17 protein-coding genes are annotated in these 18741 nt (G+C 64.8%); 3 read left to right on the top strand and 14 right to left on the bottom strand.

All coding sequences use genetic code 11. The features are described 5' to 3' along the window. The first annotated feature begins 9 nt into the window (after window positions 1-9). From R4P47_RS09605 to R4P47_RS09595, 3 genes are all read left to right on the top strand, one after another. On the top strand, window positions 10-1011 hold the full coding sequence (locus tag R4P47_RS09605; RefSeq protein WP_317784645.1) for a GAF domain-containing protein: 1002 nt from the start codon (window positions 10-12) through the stop codon (window positions 1009-1011). 293 nt (window positions 1012-1304) lie between these two features. Next, complete coding sequence (locus R4P47_RS09600; protein ID WP_149407540.1) at window positions 1305-1823, top strand: hypothetical protein; 519 nt, start codon at window positions 1305-1307, stop codon at window positions 1821-1823. Window positions 1824-1856: 33 nt separating this feature from the next. Further along, window positions 1857-2246 (top strand): hypothetical protein, encoded by a 390-nt coding sequence (locus R4P47_RS09595; protein ID WP_094669380.1) that lies wholly within the window; start codon window positions 1857-1859, stop codon window positions 2244-2246. Between the two features lie 95 nt (window positions 2247-2341). On the opposite strand, the gene R4P47_RS09590 is transcribed toward R4P47_RS09595, so the two are convergent. From R4P47_RS09590 to R4P47_RS09525, 14 genes are all read right to left on the bottom strand, one after another. Continuing rightward, the gene (locus R4P47_RS09590) at window positions 2342-4867 is read right to left on the bottom strand and encodes a polynucleotide kinase-phosphatase (protein WP_317784644.1); all 2526 of its coding nucleotides are present in this window, start codon (window positions 4865-4867) and stop codon (window positions 2342-2344) included. Then, on the bottom strand, window positions 4864-6159 hold the full coding sequence (locus R4P47_RS09585; RefSeq protein WP_317784643.1) for a 3' terminal RNA ribose 2'-O-methyltransferase Hen1: 1296 nt from the start codon (window positions 6157-6159) through the stop codon (window positions 4864-4866). Before R4P47_RS09585 ends, R4P47_RS09590 begins: the two co-directional genes overlap by 4 nt. Before the next feature lie 281 nt (window positions 6160-6440). Next, window positions 6441-7631, bottom strand: coding sequence for an elongation factor Tu (gene tuf, locus R4P47_RS09580; protein WP_032380840.1), 1191 nt, complete (start codon window positions 7629-7631; stop codon window positions 6441-6443). Between the two features lie 102 nt (window positions 7632-7733). Next, window positions 7734-9836: an elongation factor G gene (gene fusA, locus R4P47_RS09575; protein WP_037191357.1), complete on the bottom strand. Its 2103-nt coding sequence runs from the start codon at window positions 9834-9836 to the stop codon at window positions 7734-7736. A 95-nt stretch (window positions 9837-9931) separates the two neighbouring features. Continuing rightward, window positions 9932-10402, bottom strand: coding sequence for a 30S ribosomal protein S7 (gene rpsG, locus R4P47_RS09570; RefSeq protein WP_003941856.1), 471 nt, complete (start codon window positions 10400-10402; stop codon window positions 9932-9934). Between the two features lies 1 nt (window position 10403). After that, the gene (rpsL, locus tag R4P47_RS09565; protein WP_008714048.1) at window positions 10404-10778 is read right to left on the bottom strand and encodes a 30S ribosomal protein S12; all 375 of its coding nucleotides are present in this window, start codon (window positions 10776-10778) and stop codon (window positions 10404-10406) included. A gap of 294 nt (window positions 10779-11072) precedes the next feature. Then, window positions 11073-11600: a DUF3558 domain-containing protein gene (locus R4P47_RS09560; RefSeq protein ID WP_149407536.1), complete on the bottom strand. Its 528-nt coding sequence runs from the start codon at window positions 11598-11600 to the stop codon at window positions 11073-11075. Next, on the bottom strand, window positions 11597-12097 hold the full coding sequence (locus R4P47_RS09555; protein ID WP_373454795.1) for a DUF3558 domain-containing protein: 501 nt from the start codon (window positions 12095-12097) through the stop codon (window positions 11597-11599). Before R4P47_RS09555 ends, R4P47_RS09560 begins: the two co-directional genes overlap by 4 nt. A gap of 21 nt (window positions 12098-12118) precedes the next feature. Beyond that, a complete protein-coding gene (locus R4P47_RS09550) occupies window positions 12119-12646 on the bottom strand; it encodes a hypothetical protein (RefSeq protein ID WP_317784642.1) in 528 nt (175 codons plus the stop codon). Window positions 12647-12688: 42 nt separating this feature from the next. Beyond that, window positions 12689-14095, bottom strand: a complete 1407-nt coding sequence (locus R4P47_RS09545) for a guanine deaminase (protein ID WP_317784663.1) — start codon at window positions 14093-14095, stop codon at window positions 12689-12691. Window positions 14096-14156: 61 nt separating this feature from the next. Further along, window positions 14157-14780 (bottom strand): TetR/AcrR family transcriptional regulator, encoded by a 624-nt coding sequence (locus tag R4P47_RS09540; protein ID WP_317784662.1) that lies wholly within the window; start codon window positions 14778-14780, stop codon window positions 14157-14159. Window positions 14781-14825: 45 nt separating this feature from the next. Then, window positions 14826-15578 (bottom strand): enoyl-CoA hydratase family protein, encoded by a 753-nt coding sequence (locus R4P47_RS09535; protein ID WP_317784641.1) that lies wholly within the window; start codon window positions 15576-15578, stop codon window positions 14826-14828. After that, window positions 15578-16738 (bottom strand): acyl-CoA dehydrogenase family protein, encoded by a 1161-nt coding sequence (locus R4P47_RS09530; protein ID WP_068283787.1) that lies wholly within the window; start codon window positions 16736-16738, stop codon window positions 15578-15580. The genes R4P47_RS09535 and R4P47_RS09530 overlap by 1 nt, the downstream gene beginning before the upstream one ends. Continuing rightward, on the bottom strand, window positions 16735-18741 hold the full coding sequence (locus R4P47_RS09525; protein ID WP_317784640.1) for an acetyl/propionyl/methylcrotonyl-CoA carboxylase subunit alpha: 2007 nt from the start codon (window positions 18739-18741) through the stop codon (window positions 16735-16737). The genes R4P47_RS09530 and R4P47_RS09525 overlap by 4 nt, the downstream gene beginning before the upstream one ends.

Here is an 18741-nt window from a genome sequence, read left to right as displayed (position 1 = left end):
TCCGCCTCGATGGGGCGTAGGAACGGCGACTGGATGTTGATTCTTCTCGAACCGGATTCGGCGGCATGCGTGGTGGCGGTGGGGACGACGCAGAAGAGCAAGGTTCCCATGGCAGCGTTCCTGAGGAGGTCGTCCGACTCGATCCACGCACGTGATGCGGTTGCTCGGTGCGCAGAATCGGGCAGGGACGTGGACATCGAATGCGGGCCGGGCAGGTACGTCTCGGCTCGTCCGATTCTCGGTGACGACGGTACGGTCCAGGCGGTGTGGGCCAGACTGCATCCGGGCACGTGCGACTCTCCGCCGTCGAATGCTTGGGCCTTTCGCTGGAATCCGACTCGCGGCACTGCCCACTCCAAGGACTCCCCGGCGCTGAATTCCGATGTGGCGCACTTGTCGGTAGCAGAAGCGATGGCAACGTTGGATTTCGGATTGCGAGCCACCGACGTCCTCGCGATGCTGGTATCCAGCACAGTCGGCGACACAGTGGATCTCGACGCCACCCAGCGTTGGACCACGGACGAGCTACATCGAATTCGCGTGCTGGCGCACACCACCGTCGAAGGGGAAGCTCGTCACCTGCGTGGCATCGCAATCGACCGCGGTCCGTTCGTCATGAACCATCCATCCCCTACCGGAGTCCAGGAGACGATGAGCGGGCTCGTAGCGGGTGCCTCGGTCATCGCACGACGCCACACCGCAATAGTCGATCTGTGCACCCTGGAGACCTTGTACTGGCACGGCCCGCCGCCACCGTCCATCGCCTGGAATCTCGACCCGACCGACCCGCGACCGCGAGTGCACCCGGACGACGACGGAGCAGTCGACGCACTCGCGAAATCAGTGTCCCGGGCCGGCGGCGCAGGAGACGAACCGAGCATCACCGTCAGATTCAGAGACCGAAACGGCGGCTACACCACCCACTCGGTGACCGCGTGCGCTCTACCGATTCTCCCTGACGACGAAGAACCTCGGCTCGCGCTGGTGACGGTGACCGAGGCCCGCATCTGATCGCGCGCAGCGCTGGCGCTTCGGCACCGACGGGTTTAAGGTTCGGTGTGTTACGCAAAGACTCGGTCAACGAGGCGTAACCCGCGACCTACCTTGTGTCTCTCGGGATGGTCCGCACAACTACAGATCGCCGGACGAGCGTGCGCTCTCGTTCCAGGCCGATCCCATCGAGTACGCAACCGGCCCATATCCGTTGTGGCCCCATATTCGTTGTGGCACTGCACCCGGCTCGGTCCGAACGACAGCCACCATCACGTCGCCGAATCGCCCCTTACTCACGAACGGGAGACATCATGAACCGCATTTCTGCTCGGACTCGCACCGCATCCATCGCCTTGATCGCCGGCTCGATGATCGCCGTGACGTCGATGAGCGGGGCCGCTGTTGCTCTTGCTCAACCCGCGCCACCCGCGGTGTCCGCCACCGTCGAGGAATTCGTCCCCGTGAGCGCAGAAGAAGTTGCCTCGCTCAATGCTTCGCTGGCAGAACAGGGCCGCAATCCACTCCCCGCCGGCACAGCCGGCTTTCAGATCAGCGACGATGCGACTGTGACGATCGTCGACGAGACCGGCAAGGTCCTCGACCGGCAGCCGACTCCCACGGGACCTCAGGCCCGTGGAGTCACCGATGAAATCAAGCGAGTAGTCGGTGCCTGCCTCGGAATCGACTTCTTCGGCGCAGTCGGTGCTTGGGAGGCGATCGAAAGCCAGGTGAACTCGTGGGACAAGGCTGCCAAGTTCGTCCTGAGGCGAGTCGGCCTGATCGCCGCATTGTCCTGCGGCGGCGGAATATTCGCGGAGTACCTACTCTGACATGCCCTTCTCCCCAGGAAAGGAACGATTGCCATGACAGCTCCCACCCGAAACAAGTTCGAGCGATGGTCCGGCGGGATGCCCCTCGCCGCCCCGGTGGCATTCGGAGCCGTGCTGTTGATCGCCAGTGTCTCGTCGAAGCTCGGTGGCAGCTCCCTCTTCTTCTTCGCCCCTCTGGCCTTCGTCACCTCGGGAACGATGGTCTGGCTCGGAGCCCGACGTGATCCGACGCGAGACCACCTCGCTCACGTCACCGTCGGGTCGGGACTGCTGGTGGGATGCGGCGTCGTCGTCGCCGTGTGTGGTCTCGCAGGCGGTCTGATGCTCGACTCACCGACGTTCTGGGCGTCCATAGCCGTCGTTGCAGCAATTGCGGCACCGATCAGCGCAGGCATCAGCCCATTCTCGTCGCCGAGGGGCTAGTGCCTGCGGCAGTGGGGGGGGGGGGGGGGGGGGGGGGGGGGGGGGGGGGCCCCCCCCCCCCCCCCCCCCCCCCCCCCCACCACTGGCCACGGCACCTACAACCGCGGGTCGACCGGCTCGGATTCCAGTGCCAGGACGGCGAACACGGCCTGGTGGATGGAATAGAGCGGCTCACCGCGCACCGAGCGATCCAGCGCTTCCATTCCCAGCGCGTATTCGCGAAGCGCCATCGACTGCTTGTGTCCCACGTTTCGGTTGCGCAGGGCAGTCAGTCGATCCGGGTCGGTGTAGTCGGCACCGTAGATCAGCCGCAGATACTCACGGCCACGAACCTTCATGCCGGGCTGCATCTTTCCGCGCGGAGCGTTCGCTTCCGGTTTGACGACCATGCCCTCGCCGCCCTGCGCCGTCAACTCCTCCCACCACTTCTCACCTGCCGCAACCGAATCCGGCGACGACAGATCGACCTCGATTCGACGGGTGATGGCGAACACCTCGGGAGCTGCTGCCACCAATCGGTCGGCAACATCGAGGTGCCAGGCGTGCGGACGATCGGCATACGTCTCGACGTTCGACGCCAGCACCTGGAACGGCGCAATCCGAACCCCGTCGAGGCCGTCCGTCGGCCAGATGTACCGCCGATACGCATCGGTGAACTCGCCCAGGTTGACCTGCCGAACGGTGTTCCGTTCCAGCAACGCCTGCACATCCAGACCACGCGAACCGGCCGATGCCAGCACCGCCGCCTCGGCCCCGAGATTCGCCCGAGACACCGCAGCGACCGCGGCGTACTCGGTCTTGATCAGGCCCTCCGCTTTGGCGGACCACGGCATCAGTTCGCAGTCGAGAATCAACCAGCTCGAGGCCAATTCGTCCCACACACCGGCCTTCTCGATCGCGTCGGACACCCCGGAGATGAGCTCGCCGGTCAGTGACTCGTCGAACACCGGACGACCCGTCCGCGTGTACGCGGTGCCGAGCGATCCCTCCGGCGCATCGAACTTCTCCCGAGCAGTGTCTGCATCTCGACACACCACCACGACCACCCGCGAGCCCATGTGCTTCTCCTCGCAGATCACCGTCGATGCACCGAGCGCGCGATACGCGTCGAATGCCTGCGTCGGATATTCGAGATACCCCTCGCGCTCGGATGTTCCACTCGGAGCCATCGTCGGCGGCAGATAGTGCAGCCACTGCGGAGCGAGGGCGAACCGACTCATCACTTCCAGTGCGCCCGCGGCATTCTCCGGCCGAACCGATACGCGCCCACGCAGCGACGTCTCGACGCCCGTCGGGCCGATCACGTCGGACAGATCGAGCGATGCTGCATCCCGCGTGAACGCGCCCATCGGGCGGGCAGGCTCGTACCAGACCTTCTCGGCCGGAACCGACACCACCTCGCGCTCCGGGTAACGCAGCGCCGTGAGCTTCCCGCCGAAGACGCATCCCGTATCGAGACACGCAGTGTTGTTCTCCCACTCCACTTCCGGAACCGGGGTGTGCCCGTAGAGCACCGTCGCCGAGCCCCGATAGTCCTGCGCCCACGGGTACCGCACCGGAAGGCCGAACTCGTCGGTCTCGCCGGTGGTGTCGCCGTACAGGGCAAAACTTCGAACCCTGCCCGACGCCCGGTTGTGGTACTTCTCGATCAACCCGGCGTGCGCGACGACGAGCTTGCCGCCGTCGAGCACGAGGTGCGCGACGAGGCCGTCGCAGAACTCGAGCACCTGCCGGCGAAACTCTGCCGACTCGGCGTCGAGCTGTTCGAGGGTCTCGGCGAGACCGTGCGACGTGGTCACCTTCCGGCCGCGGAGTGCCTTGACGAGCTTGTTCTCGTGGTTGCCCGGAACTGCCAATGCTGCTCCGGTACCGACCATTCCCATCACCAGTCGCAGGACTCCGACCGAGTCCGGTCCGCGATCGACGTAATCGCCGACGAACACGGCAGTCCGACCGGGCGGTGGCGTCGCACCGACCGCGCGGCCGGCCTCGTCCCGCTCGATCGTGTAACCCAGCACGCCGAGCAGGCTTTCGAGTTCGGAGGCGCAGCCGTGGATGTCGCCGATGACGTCGAACGGTCCCGTGAGCTCACGTCGATCGCTGCGCAGCGGGGTGCGGACGAACGTCGCCGACGCCACCGCCTCGACACCGTCGAGTACGTGGACCGTGCGAAAGCCTTCCTTGGACAGTCCCCGAAGCGAGCGTTGCAACTGGGACTGCTGGCGGCGCAGCACATCTCGACCGAACGTCCTGTCGGTGCGCTCGGCGTTGCGCTGTGCACACACCGACTCGGGCACATCGAGTACGACGGCGACCGGTAGCACGTCGTGTTCGCGGGCCAACGCGATCAACGTCTTTCGCGCCGCGGGTTGCACATTCGTGGCGTCCGCGACGGTGAGCAGACCGGCCCGGAGCCTGGTTGCGACGAGGAATTCCAGCAGCGCGAATGCGTCCTTGGTCGCGCTCTGCAGGTTGGGGTCGTTGCTCACCATGCCCCGGCAGGCATCACTGGACACCGTCTCGTACGGACCGAAGTGCTGCGCGGCGAAGGACGACTTGCCGGACCCGCTGATGCCGACGAGTACGACGAGGGATCGATCCGGAATGTCGAAGGTACTCATCGGGTCTGCTCCTCTCGGGTGAAGACGGCCATCTGGGTCGGGGTGCCGTGCATGTCGTCGACGGGGCCGATTCCCTCGACGCGCATCTCATAGGCGTGTTCACGTGCCACCGACGAACCCCAGTGCTCGAACTGCGCGCGGGTGAACTCGAATCGGTGATCGACATGACGGAAGCTTCCCGGTTCGAGGCCGGGATACAGCGCGTTGTACTCGGAGTTGGGTGTGGTGACGAGAACCGTTCGCGGACGCGCCTGAAGAAACACCGAACGCACCAACGCCGGCAGCCGATCGAGATCGACGTGTTCGATGACCTCCATGAGCACCATCGCGTCGAATCCGTGCAGCCGAACGTCGCGGTACGTGGCCGACGACTGCACCAGTTCGATCCGAGCACGCTGCCGGTCGGACATGTCGTCCAGACGTAGCCTGCGCTGCGCCTTGGCGAGTGCACGATCGCTCACATCCGCACCGAGAATGCGATCGAAACTGTTGTCCGCAAGCAGCTCTCGCAGCAGGCGACCCTCACCGCAACCGAGGTCGATCACCGACTTCGCGCCTGCACCCGTCAGTGCCGCCAACACGGCACGCACCCGCTTCTCGGCCAGCGTCGGATCTCGCGGGGCTGCGTCGCCCTGCGGAGCGTCGGGCACGAGTCGGTCGAGCGCCGAGGCCACCAGTTCGCGACGGTGCGCCAGGTAGCGGGAGGCGATGAGCGACGACTCCGGGTGATCCCCCAGCCAATCCCCTGCTGCTCGAACGAGTTTGTCGGCCTCGTCCTCGCCCACCCAGTAGTGCTTCCCGTCGTCGAGGACCGGAAGAAGGACGTACAGGTGCCGCAGTGCAGCCGACAACGTGAATGTTCCGGTCAAGACCAGATCGACGTACTCGGAGTTACCCCAGTGCGGCTGCGTCGGATCGAGCGGGATGGGCGTCGCGTCCACTTTCCAACCGAGGGGACCGAACATCCGTGACGCCAGGTCGGTCGCACCACGAGACGGCGCGGCAGGCATCGAGATCATCAGATCGATTGCAGCAGAGACCAATTCAGGCCTTCCGGTACACACGCCGGCCAGCGTCTGCTTGAACAGTCGCGACAATGCCACCGCGAGCCCGGACGCTGCACCGTCGTTCACCAGAACTGCAACTGTGGTGCGCTCGACCGAGACTTCCGGATACAGCACAGTGGTGGTGCCCATGCGCAGGTTCCAGCTCTGCACGCGATCGGGGTGCTTGTGCAACAAATACCCGATGTCGGAGGAGTCCGGGAAATCGGTTGTGGCATTTGCAGTCACGGTCAGTAGCACCGCAGCGACGTTACGGGACAGCCGCGCCCGATGCGTCCCATTTTTCGGGTGCCCGTCGGGCTGCGTCAATGGACCACTGCACACGTCTGACCGCGGCAAGGGTCCATTCACTCACTGCGGGTGAACACTTCGGCCCGCGTGAATGGACCGTTGCATACGTCTGAGCGGTGCAAGGGTCCATTGACGCTCACGGGAGGGGTGCACGCACGCAAAAGCGGCACCCACCCGTGAGGGTGAGTGCCGCTTCCGGTACAGCTGGTGAAACTAGATCACTTGACGATCTTCGTGACGCGACCGGCTCCGACGGTACGACCGCCCTCACGGATTGCGAAACGGAGGCCGACATCCATGGCGACCGGCTGGATCAGCGTGACGGACATCTCGGTGTTGTCACCGGGCATGACCATCTCGGTGCCCTCGGGAAGGGTCACGACGCCCGTAACGTCCGTGGTACGGAAGTAGAACTGCGGGCGGTAGTTGTTGAAGAACGGCGTGTGGCGGCCGCCCTCGTCCTTCGAGAGGATGTAGGCGTTGCCCTCGAACTCCGTGTGGGGAGTCGTGGTGCCGGGCTTGATGATGACCTGTCCACGCTCGACGTCTTCGCGCTTGATGCCACGAACGAGGAGGCCGACGTTGTCGCCTGCCTGACCCGAGTCGAGCAGCTTGCGGAACATTTCGATTCCGGTGACGGTGGTCTTGGTCGAGCCGGGGCGGATGCCGACGATCTCGACCTCTTCGTTGACGTTGACCGAGCCGCGCTCGATACGTCCGGTGACCACGGTGCCACGACCGGTGATGGTGAAGACGTCCTCGACGGGCATGAGGAACGGCTTGTCGGTCTCACGGACGGGATCCGGAACGGAATCGTCGACGGCCTGCATGAGCTCCAGAACCGACTCGCCCCACTTCTCGTCACCCTCGAGTGCCTTGAGTGCGGAGACCTTGATGACCGGTGCGTCCTCGTCGAACTCCTGCGAAGCGAGGAGCTCGCGGACCTCCATCTCGACGAGCTCGATGATCTCGTCGTCGTCGACCATGTCGGCCTTGTTCAGTGCGACCAGGATGTACGGAACACCGACCTGGCGGGCGAGCAGCACGTGCTCGCGGGTCTGCGGCATCGGGCCGTCGGTTGCTGCAACGACCAGGATTGCGCCGTCCATCTGTGCCGCGCCGGTGATCATGTTCTTGATGTAGTCGGCGTGACCCGGTGCATCGACGTGCGCGTAGTGGCGCTTCTCGGTCTGGTACTCGACGTGGGAGATGTTGATCGTGATACCACGAGCCTTCTCCTCCGGAGCCTTGTCGATCTGATCGAAAGCCGAGGCCTCGTTCAGGTCCGGGAACTTGTCGTGCAGAACCTTGGTGATTGCAGCCGTCAGCGTCGTCTTACCGTGGTCAACGTGACCGATGGTGCCGATGTTGACGTGCGGCTTCGTCCGATCGAACTTCGCCTTCGCCACTGTGTGTCCTCCTGGACTGATCTGTGCGGGCCCCGACGGGGCCGGCACGCGTATGTGTTCTTACTTATTACAGGTCGAGCGTGGTCCAGCAAACGAAGAGATTTACTCTCCGTTGACCTTCGCGATGATTTCCTTCGCTACGTTCGCGGGAACTTCTGCGTACGAATCGAAGACCATGGAGTAGTTAGCGCGGCCCTGTGTCTTCGACCGAAGGTCTCCGATGTAGCCGAACATCTCCGACAGCGGAACCAGTGCCTTGACGATACGGGCACCGCTGCGCTCCTCCATGGCCTGAATCTGACCACGGCGGGAGTTCAGGTCGCCGATGACCTCACCCATGTAATCCTCGGGCGTGATGACCTCGACGGCCATGACGGGTTCGAGAATGACGGGGCTGGCCTTGCGGGCGGCTTCCTTGAACGCTTGTGAGCCGGCGACCTTGAAGGCCATTTCCGACGAGTCGACGTCGTGGTACGCACCGTCGAGCAGTGTGACCTTGACGTTGACCAGGGGGTATCCGGCGAGAACACCGTACTGCATGGCGTCCTGAGCACCGGCGTCGACCGAGGGGATGTACTCCCTGGGCACACGACCACCGGAGACCTTGTTCTCGAATTCGTAGGTCGCACCGTCTTCGCCCTCGAAAGGCTCGAGCTTGATGATGACCTTCGCGAACTGGCCGGAGCCACCGGTCTGCTTCTTGTGGGTGTAGTCGTGCTTCTCGACCGTCTTGCGGATGGTCTCGCGGTACGCGACCTGCGGCTTGCCGACGTTGGCCTCGACCTTGAACTCGCGACGCATACGGTCCACGAGGATGTCGAGGTGCAGCTCGCCCATGCCGCCGATGACGGTCTGGCCGGTGTCCTCGTCCAGCTTCACCGAGAAGGTGGGATCCTCTTCGGCGAGCTTCTGGATTGCTGTTCCCAGCTTCTCCTGGTCGGACTTGGTCTTCGGCTCGATCGAGACCTGGATGACCGGGTCCGGGAAGCTCATGGACTCGAGGATGATCTGGTTCTGCGGATCGCAGAGCGTGTCACCCGTCGTGGTGTCCTTGAGGCCGATGACCGCGTAGATGTGACCGGCAGATGCGGTCGCGATCGCGTTCTCCTTGTTGGAGTGCATCTGGAACAGCTTGCCCAGACGCTCCTTCTTGCCCTTGGTCGAGTTGATGACCTGAGCGCCGGAGTCGACCTTGCCCGAGTACACCCGGACGTAGGTCAGCTTGCCGAAGAAGGGGTGAGTCGCGATCTTGAACGCGAGAGCCGCGAACGGCTCGTCTGCGGACGGCTTGCGAGTAATCTCCTTCTCCTCGTCGCCGACGGCGTGTCCGATGGTCTCGGCAACGTCGAGGGGAGACGGGAGGTAGTCGATGACCGCGTCGAGCATGGGCTGGACGCCCTTGTTCTTGAACGCGGATCCACACAGGATCGGGTACAGCTCGCTGTTGACCGTCATCTTGCGGATGGCGCCCTTGATCTCGTCGATCGTGAGCTCTTCGCCGCCGAAGTGCTTCTCCAGAAGCGCTTCGTCGGACTCGGCCACGGTCTCGAGCAGCATGGTGCGGTACTCGTCCGCGCGCTCCTTGAGGTTTTCCGGGATCTCCTGGATCTCGTACTTCTCGCCGAGCTTGGTCTCGCCACTCCACACAAGAGCCTTCATCTGCACGAGGTCGATGACGCCCTCGAAATCGTTCTCTGCGCCGATGGGCAGCTGGATGACCAGCGGCTTGGCACCGAGACGATCGATGATGGTCTGCACGGTGTAGTAGAAGTCCGCGCCGAGCTTGTCCATCTTGTTGACGAAGCAGATGCGCGGCACGTCGTACTTGTCGGCCTGACGCCAGACCTGCTCGGACTGCGGCTCGACACCTTCTTTGCCGTCGAACACTGCGACAGCGCCGTCGAGGACGCGGAGCGAGCGCTCCACCTCGACGGTGAAGTCGACGTGACCGGGGGTGTCGATGATGTTGATCTGGTTGTCGTTCCAGAAGCACGTCGTGGCAGCAGAGGTGATCGTGATGCCACGCTCCTGCTCCTGCTCCATCCAGTCCATGGTGGCTGCGCCATCGTGAACTTCACCGATCTTGTAGGAGATACCGGTGTAGAAGAGGATGCGTTCGGTAGTGGTGGTCTTGCCGGCATCGATGTGGGCCATGATGCCGATGTTGCGGACCTTGAGTAGGTCGGTCAGCACGTCCTGTGCCACGAGTTAACCCGCCTTGGTGTTGGAAGAGGTATTGCCTGAGCTGATCAACGCTCCGGCGGTATCGGATAGTTCCGAATACCGCCCGAGCGAGGAGATCACCAGCGGTAGTGAGCGAACGCCTTGTTGGCTTCGGCCATCTTGTGAGTGTCCTCGCGACGCTTCACAGCGGCACCGAGGCCGTTGCTGGCGTCGAGCAACTCGTTCGCCAGACGCTCGACCATGGTCTTCTCACGACGAGCGCGCGAGAACGTGACCAGCCAGCGCAGTGCCAGCGTGGTGGAGCGGCCGGGACGAACCTCGACGGGCACCTGGTAGGTGGCACCACCGACGCGACGGCTGCGAACCTCGAGGGCCGGCTTGACGTTGTCGAGTGCACGCTTGAGCGTGACGACGGGGTCGGTGCCGGTCTTCTCGCGAGCCTGCTCGAGCGCCTGGTAGACGATGCGCTCTGCGGTCGACTTCTTGCCGTCGAGGAGAATCTTGTTGACGAGCTGCGTGACCAACGGCGATCCGTAGACCGGGTCGTTGATCAGCGGCCGCTTGGGTGCTGGGCCCTTGCGTGGCATATCAGCTCTTCTCCTTCTTGGCTCCGTAGCGGCTACGAGCCTGCTTGCGGTTCTTGACACCCTGGGTGTCGAGCGAGCCGCGGATGATCTTGTAACGCACACCCGGGAGGTCCTTCACACGACCACCGCGAACGAGCACCATCGAGTGCTCCTGCAGGTTGTGACCCTCACCGGGGATGTATGCGGTGACCTCGACCGAGGAGGTCAGGCGAACACGCGCGACCTTACGGAGCGCGGAGTTCGGCTTCTTGGGGGTGGTGGTGTACACGCGAGTGCACACGCCACGGCGCTGTGGACTGCCCTTGAGGGCAGCGGTCTTCAGTTTCGCGACCTTGTCGGTGCGTCCCTTACGGACCAGCTGGTTGATCGTTGGCATGAACCGGCTTTCTTCGTGTCGATAAACAGGGATCTAGCAGTTGGAGCAAGAGAACACTGCTCCTCACCCGGTACTGCTGCTGCTCCAGTACTGCTACCGCGGGTCTCTTGCACCCCGCGGTCGGGTGTGTCGCATACCCCCACACGTCCAGCCGGTTGCGCGCTCTCAGAGCGAACGTGCGCACGGCTGTACCTCGCATAGGCACACAAACGGTCCGGCCAGGCCGGACACGACCCATAACGATACCCGGCGGCGCGGCCTCGGGTCAAAACACCCTTCGCCCTGATACGCAACCTATCTGCTCAGGTTGAGTGTGAGGTCGGCCAGCTTCGCCGCGGCCTGGCACGGATCGGGGTGGGCGGCACCGGGCTGGTACTGCACCCACCACCCGAAGATGCCGTCCCGATCCGCGCCGGCCGAGACTCCGCACGAATCGGGATCGTTCGGACGCTGAGCCTGGATTGCCTTGCGGCCCTGCACCGTTGTGTCGGTGACGGTGTACATCATCTTTTCCTCGGCGGCCCGCTCGGCGGCCAGAGTGCCGGATTCGAACCAGTTGAACGTCACCTTCACCGTGCCCGCGGAGCCGACGAGATCCCACCGACAGATGGCCCCGAAGAAGCCGCGTTCGATGGCGTCGGCTCCGGTGGTCTCGGCGATCTGGTCGTCGGAGACGGCATCGCACTCGGTCAACAATTCGGTGAATTCTTGGCCACCGGAGCCTGCGAAGCTCGCTGGTCTCGCAGTTCCCTCGACGGTCTGGGCGCACCCGGCGACGAGCAACAGGGTCGACGCCGCCGCGACCACTCGTCTGCGTGTCATTGCTTGCGCTCCACGGTCAGAGTCGCGAGTTCGTTTCCGACGTCGCACGGCGGGCGCGCGGCAGGTCCGAGGGAGTACGTGATCGACCAGTGGAAGAAGTCGTCGCCGAACTGCACGCCTATTTCGCACAGAGTGTCCTGCTCGGCCTCGAACCCCGGGTTGCCGTCGATCTCGATGTCTTTCGCCGGACGGCCGATCAGCTCGGAACCGGCGCGCTCGCGTCCGATAGGGCTGCCGCGGTACCAGGAGAAGCTGACGCCCGGTCCGCCGAACCCTGTGGTCTCCCACTGGCACCCGACGGAATTACGGGTGATCTGCGCGAACGGGCCCGCTCCGAACGCGGACTGCACCTCGGCGTCGGTGATCGATCCGCATTCACCGAAGAAGGGACCCGGCTCGTACACCGTGGTCGTCGGGGCAGTCTCTTGCGTCGATGCAGCGTCGTCCTCCGCACCGCCGCACCCGGCGATCAGCACGGCTGTTGCCGTCACGACCATCGCGAACCGTCTCGTCATCTGCTACGGGGCCGAGAATCCGCCGACGCCGGGAATGTCGAACACGATTCCGGAGGCAAGGACGTGCGCGGTGAACAGGACCGGGCCGCTGCCGGTATCGGCGACGACCGGCCCTGCGGGCTCGAACACGCCGTTTCCCTGCCGGCAGATCGGTGCGTTGACCGACCCCGTGCGTCCGTTGGCGATGTTGACGAAGTCGACCTGCAGGCTGGCGAAGTTCTGGTACGACGTGCAGATCCGCGGATCGGCGGCACGGCCCCAGATGTGGGTCAGTCCCGGCGTCTCGGTACTGGCAACCTCGATCGTGCCGATCCACTGATCCGGAACGATGAGTCCGCCGACGGTGACCCCGAGGTTGGGAATCTGCAGAACGGGGACGGGACCCGGTCCGGGCGAGGGTGCAGGCGCGTTCTCGGCGGGTGCAGGCGGCGCATCGGCAGGCGGTTGCGCCTGTGCGACCGGCGCGAGGGCCATGGCGCCCACAGCCGCGAATGCGGCTGCGAGGAGACCGAATCGAGTCCGACGAGCCATACCTGTGTGTCTCCTGATCCTTTGGAAGCGAGTCGCCATACGTTACCGCGAAGCCGCGAGCTTCCGGCCCTGGACGTAGACGCCGACGATGGCGGGCTCGCGCATCGACATCAGCAGAGCGAACAGGGTCTGGTCTCGGGCGAGCTCGGCATCGTCGGCACGGACGCCGTGGTCGATCGCCGCCGCCAACTGCGGCCATGCGGACGGATCGACCACCACGAAGTCGGCTTCCTTGCCCGCGTCGAAGTTGCCGATTCGGCTATCCATGTCCAGCGCTCGTGCCCCCGCGAGGGTTCCGGTGAACAGCAATTCAGCGGGATGCAGGGACAGTCCTGCGTCACCGGCCTCGGAGATGTGCACCTTGAACGCGTCGGCGAGGACCTGCGGCAGCAGCCATTCGTCACCACCGCCGAAGTCCGACCCGATGGCGATGTTCACTCCCGCGGCAACGGTCCGCAGCCACGGCATGGTGCCCGAGCCCAGGAACTGCTGCGAGGTGGGACAGTGCGCGATGGACGTGCCGGTCTCTGCCATTCGCGCGAGTTCGACGTCCTGACAGTGCACCGCGTGGGCCAGGACGGTGCGCGGGCCCAGGAAGCTCTTCCCACCGACCTGCGAGCCCGGCAGAAACTTGCCGTCGTAGGTGTCGAGGTACGTCTCCACCCCGTAGGCATTCTTGGTGGCGTCGATCTCGCCGGTCCCCGGCCGGTTGTTCTCGTTGAGGTGTGTGTGGAAGTAGACACCTCGGGCCCGCACGGAATCGTAGAGCTCGCCGAGGTTCTTCAGCGTCTGCGTCGTCACCGAGAGCGAGAACCGCGGTACGACGGCCACGTGCAGCAGTGCCGTGTCGACATCGCCGGTGTCGGCTGCGTGCCACTTCTCGATCTCCTCGGACACCAGTCGGATGGCCTCGTCCTCACCGGTGATCAATGCCTGCGCCGACGCCGGGCCGGTGGTCTGGACCCCGCGGCCGCTGACGATGCGTAGCCCGTGCTTCTCGGTCTCGGCGAACAGCGAGTCCTGCGCATGCGGGAACGCCGATCCGAACACCATCGCCTGTGTGGTTCCGGCCCGGATTCGCGCAGCACAGAAATCTCTGGCCGCAGCGGCAGCGAACTCGGGATCGGCGAAGCGGGACTCGGACGGAAAGATGCACGTGTTCAGCCACTCGAGCAGTTGCCCGCCGCCGTAGGAATCCCCGGCGTAGGTCTGCGGGAAGTGAATGTGGGTGTCGACGAATCCCGGAAGCAGAAACCCGGGCCGATGGTCGGCAACCGTATGCTGCGCGAATTCGGTTGGGAGCGAATCGAACTCTCCGCAGAACTCGATGATGCCATCGTCGCCGACCACGAGGGCACCGTCGGGAATCGAGACCAGCGCGGCGGCGGCGTCGAGCACCGTGGGCGAGCCGGCGACGTGAAAGATGTGGCCGCGGTGCACGCGTGCGATTTCGGAAGTCACCCGCCAGACTCAAGCACACGTCGATCGGAACTGCAGATCGTGCGGCTCTCTACTGCGCTCCCGCTCCTGCGGCGGACAGCCGCGCGTTCAACGACGCATCCAACACCTCTGCCCACGAGCGCACGACCTCGGCACGTCGTCGTGCGTCGTCGGTCAGCACATCGGCCAGACCCAGACCGCGGGCGAGGTCGAGGGTTGCCTGAACCAGGCGGTGGGTGACGGGATCGTTGTCGTCGACACCGAGGTTCTCGACGGCCATCTTGTGGGCCCGACGACCGAACCGTTCTTCGAGAGGAACGATCCGATCGCGCAACTCGGGGTCGGCCGAGGCTGCGGTCCAGACCTGCAGTGCCGCTTTGAACATCGGCCCGGTGTAGTACTCGACGAGCCGCTCCACCACCAGTGTCGTCCGGCCGGGGCCCGCCGGAATCTCCTGCGCCTCGCGGCGAGCGCTGTCCATCCGAGTGTCGAACATGTACTCGAGCGCTCCGGTGATCAGGTCCTCGCGCGTCGGGAAATGATGCTGGGTGGCGCCGCGGGAGACGCCTGCACGTTCGGCGACCACCCCGACCGTCGTTGCCACCCAGCCCTGCTCGGCGAGCGAATCGATGGTCGCCTCGAGCAGTCGCTGACGCGTCACCCGGCTGCGGTCCTGCTTGGGTTCGCGCGCCATCACCATCGCCATACTCCCTACTACCGACCTGACTTCTCGGCCGCTCTACTTCTCGGCCGCCCAGGACGGGGGCCTTTTCTCCAGAAAGGACATCATCCCCTCTCGGGCCTCGTCGGATGCAAACAACCTGGCCGATTGCTCGGCGACGGCCGTCCCGCGCTCGTCCATCTCGCGCCTGATCGCGGCCGTGGTGAGGCGCTTCGACTCGGCCAGGCCCTGCGGCGAACACTTCCTGAACATGATCATGTAGTCGGCCACCGCGGCTGCGGGGACGGCGTCGGCCACGGTGACCAGACCGATGGCCTCGGCCGTCGCTCCGTCGAACGTCTCCCCGGTGAGGAAGTAACGGCTCGCCGCGCGAGACGTCAGCCGCGGCAGCACGGCCACCGAGATGACCGACGCGGCCAGGCCCAGCCGAACCTCCGTCAACGCGAACGAACTCTCGGGTCCGGCGACCGCGATGTCGCAGGCCGCGACGAGCCCCATCCCGCCTGCCCGCACATGTCCGTAGATCTTCACGACGACGGGTTTCGGGGTGTCGATGATCAGCCGCATCAGATCCAGCATCTGCCGCGTGCGAAGTTCCGGTGATGCTCCGGCTTCGCGGAGGTCTGCTCCGGCACAGAACGTGGTGCCGGTGTGGCCGAGCACGATCGTTCTGACGTCGTCGTCGTGCGCCGCAGCGATGAGTCCGGCGGTCAATTCTTCGACCAACACCGAGGACAGCGCGTTCCGGTTCTCCGGCGAATCCAACGTCAAATACGCTGTGTCCTTGCCCGACTCGACGAGAACGGCCATCAGTAGCTTCTCGGCAGGCCGAGCGAGTGCTGGCTCACGAAGTTCAGGATCATCTCCCGACTCACCGGTGCGACGCGGGCGATGCGAGCCGCCCCGAGCATCGCAGCCAGGCCGTACTCGCTGCTCAAGCCGGCACCGCCGTGGGTCTGGATCGCCTGATCCAGCGCCTTGATACTGGCCTCGGCCGCAGCGTATTTCGCCATGTTCGCCGCCTCGGCAGCACCGAAGTCGTCGCCGGAGTCGTAGAGCACCGCTGCCTTCTGCATCATCAGCTTGGCGAGCTCGAGTTCGATCTTGCACTGCGCCAACGGATGCGCGAGACCCTGATGCGCTCCGATCGGCGTCTTCCAGACGGTCCGCTCGTTGGCGTACTTCACGGCGGCGTCGATGGCGTAGCGGCCCATACCGACAGCCATCGCGGCACCGAGAATGCGCTCGGGGTTCAGCCCGGCGAACAGCTGCATCAGAGCGGCGTCGGCCTCTCCGACGAGCGCTTCGGCGGGGAGCCTGACGTCGTCGAGGAACAGTACGAACTGATGATCGGGCTCGACGATGTCCATCTCCATCTGCGTCTTCTGCAGTCCCGGAGCGTCCGTGGGCACGATGAACAGCGCCGGCTTGAGCTTGCCGGTCTTCGAATCCTCGGTGCGTGCGACGATCAGGACCGCATCGGCCTGATCCACGCCGGAGATGTAGATCTTGTTGCCCTTGAGAATCCACTCGTCACCGTCACGACGCGCCGTGGTCGTGATCTGGTGTGAGTTGGAGCCGGCGTCGGGTTCGGTGATGCCGAAGACCATGATCTTGGACCCGTCGGCGAGGGCGGTGAGCCACTCCTGCTTCTGATCGGCCGTGCCGTACTTGCCGATGATGGTGCCGCAGATGGCCGGGCTGACGACGACCAGCAGCAGACCGGCGCCGTGCGCGGCCAATTCCTCCTGCACGAGCGCGAGTTCGTAGATGCCCGCGCCACCGCCGCCGTACTCCTCGGGCAGGTTGACGCCGAGGAAGCCGAGCTTGCCCGCCTCGTTCCACAGTTCGGTCAGCGGCTCACCCTTGCGCGCCTTCGGCAGGACGTAGTCGATGTAGTTGTAGCGCTTGCCGAGTGACGAGACTGCGTTGCGCAGACCCTTCTGCTCTTCGGTTTCGATGAAACTCATGATTGCTCCACTCCCTCTTCGGTGACGGCTTCTTCGGTGACAACGGCGAGAACTGCGCCGACTTCGACTTGCTGACCTTCCACTACGTTCAATTCGGTGAGCACACCGTCGGCGGGCGCGGTGACCGTGTGTTCCATCTTCATCGCCTCCAGCCACAGGATCGGCTGACCGGCGGTGACGGTATCGCCCTGCGCAGCAGCGATTCTGATGACACTGCCGGGCATCGGTGCGAGCAACGAACCGGCCGCGACCTCGTCGGTGGGGTCGGTGAACCGCGGGGCCTTGATCAATCTGACCGGACCGAGAGCGGAATCGACGAAGACGTCCGAACCGTAGCTGCTCACCTGGAAGATACGACGAATTCCATTGTCGTCGAGCGTCACCCGCGTCGGGGTGTGCTCTATCAGTTCGACGCCCTCCACCGAGGAGGTGAGTCCGCTGCGTCCGATCGAGTATTCGACGGTGATGTCGTTGTACGTCTTGCGCTGCGGTTGGGACCGGAGATTGCGCCAGCCGCCGGGCAGTCCCCGGTTCACTCGCGCCTGCGCGGTGTTGTTCGCTGCGTCGGCCAAGGCAGCCGCGAGAGCCGACAGTTCCTCGGCCCGGCCGTGTGCGATCGGCTGAGCCAGGACCTCGAGCCCGTGCGTGTCGAAGAAGGCCGTGTCGGTATCCCCGGCCAGGAACGCCGGATGCCGCAGGATGTTGACCAGAAGATCGCGGTTGGTCTTCAGGCCGTGAACGGTGGCCTTCTGCAACGCTTTCGCCAGAAGACTGGCAGCCTGATCCCGCGTCGGCGCGAACGAAATGACCTTCGCGAGCATCGGGTCGTAATGAGTTCCCACCACACTGCCGGTCTCGACGCCGGAATCGACCCTGATGTATCCCCGGGTCGTTCCGCTGGCTCCACTCCTGCTCGCCTTCTCGGGCACCTCGAACTGCGCACCGGGGATCTCGAATCGGTGCACGGCACCGCTCTGCGGCTGCCAATCCTGGGCCGGATCCTCCGCGTAGAGGCGAACTTCGATGGAGTGTCCACGTGTCTCGGGCTGCTCGGCGGGCAACCGCTCCCCCGCGGCGACCCTGATCTGCAGCGCCACCAGGTCGAGTCCCGTCGTGCATTCGGTGACCGGGTGCTCCACCTGCAGACGGGTGTTCATCTCGAGGAAGAAGAAGTTGCCCTTCTCGTCGGCGAGGAATTCGACGGTGCCCGCACCCTCGTAGCCGATGGCCTCGGCGGCCAGCGTCGCCGCATGGAAGAGCTTCTCGCGCATGCCGTCGATGCGTTCGACGAGCGGCGACGGTGCCTCCTCGACGACCTTCTGATGCCTGCGTTGGATCGAGCACTCGCGCTCGCCCACCGTCCACACCGTGCCGAATCTGTCGGCCATGACCTGCACTTCGATGTGCCGACCGGTCTCGATGTACCGCTCGACGAACACCGTTCCATCACCGAATGCCGAGAGTGCCTCGCGTCCAGCGGCTTCGAGCTCGGAATCCAGGTTCTCGAGATCGCGCACGATGCGCATGCCGCGCCCACCGCCACCCGCGGATGCTTTGATCAGTACCGGAAGCTCGTTCTCGGTGACCGACTCGGGATCGAGCTGGGTCAGCACCGGCACGCCGGCGTCGGCCATCATCTTCTTGGACTCGACCTTCGAGCCCATCAATTCGATGGCCTTGACGGGCGGCCCGATCCACGTCAGGCCGGCGTTCTGCACCTGTTGCGCGAAATCGGCGTTCTCGGAGAGGAATCCGTATCCCGGATGCACGGCGTCGGCTCCGGCGGCCGCCGCTGCGGCGATGACGAGCTCGCCGCGCAGGTACGTCTCGGCCGAACTGTTTCCGGGTAGCCGCACTGCCGAATCGGCCTCGCGCACGTGCGGGGAGTTCGCGTCGGCGTCGGAGAACACCGCGACAGTGTCGATGCCTTCGGCGCGACAGGTGGTGAAGACGCGGCGGGCAATTTCGCCGCGGTTGGCTACGAGGACGGAGGCTACGGTCAT

It is taken from the genome of Rhodococcus sp. IEGM 1370 (assembly GCF_033142325.1).
Classification (GTDB): domain Bacteria; phylum Actinomycetota; class Actinomycetes; order Mycobacteriales; family Mycobacteriaceae; genus Rhodococcoides.
Note: the sequence above shows the minus strand (reverse complement) of the source record. Positions and strands in the feature narration are given on the sequence as shown.

Coding starts and splice junctions, on each gene's coding strand:
- R4P47_RS09605 (WP_317784645.1), top strand. CDS start 10: ATGGGGCGTAGGAACGGCGACTGGATGTTGATTCTTCTCGAACCGGAT.
- R4P47_RS09600 (WP_149407540.1), top strand. CDS start 1,305: ATGAACCGCATTTCTGCTCGGACTCGCACCGCATCCATCGCCTTGATC.
- R4P47_RS09595 (WP_094669380.1), top strand. CDS start 1,857: ATGACAGCTCCCACCCGAAACAAGTTCGAGCGATGGTCCGGCGGGATG.
- R4P47_RS09590 (WP_317784644.1), bottom strand. CDS start 4,867: ATGAGTACCTTCGACATTCCGGATCGATCCCTCGTCGTACTCGTCGGC.
- rpsG (WP_003941856.1), bottom strand. CDS start 10,402: ATGCCACGCAAGGGCCCAGCACCCAAGCGGCCGCTGATCAACGACCCG.
- rpsL (WP_008714048.1), bottom strand. CDS start 10,778: ATGCCAACGATCAACCAGCTGGTCCGTAAGGGACGCACCGACAAGGTC.
- R4P47_RS09560 (WP_149407536.1), bottom strand. CDS start 11,600: ATGACACGCAGACGAGTGGTCGCGGCGGCGTCGACCCTGTTGCTCGTC.
- R4P47_RS09555 (WP_373454795.1), bottom strand. CDS start 12,097: ATGGTCGTGACGGCAACAGCCGTGCTGATCGCCGGGTGCGGCGGTGCG.
- R4P47_RS09550 (WP_317784642.1), bottom strand. CDS start 12,646: ATGGCTCGTCGGACTCGATTCGGTCTCCTCGCAGCCGCATTCGCGGCT.
- R4P47_RS09540 (WP_317784662.1), bottom strand. CDS start 14,780: ATGGCGCGCGAACCCAAGCAGGACCGCAGCCGGGTGACGCGTCAGCGA.
- R4P47_RS09535 (WP_317784641.1), bottom strand. CDS start 15,578: ATGGCCGTTCTCGTCGAGTCGGGCAAGGACACAGCGTATTTGACGTTG.
- R4P47_RS09530 (WP_068283787.1), bottom strand. CDS start 16,738: ATGAGTTTCATCGAAACCGAAGAGCAGAAGGGTCTGCGCAACGCAGTC.
- R4P47_RS09525 (WP_317784640.1), bottom strand. CDS start 18,741: ATGACCGTAGCCTCCGTCCTCGTAGCCAACCGCGGCGAAATTGCCCGC.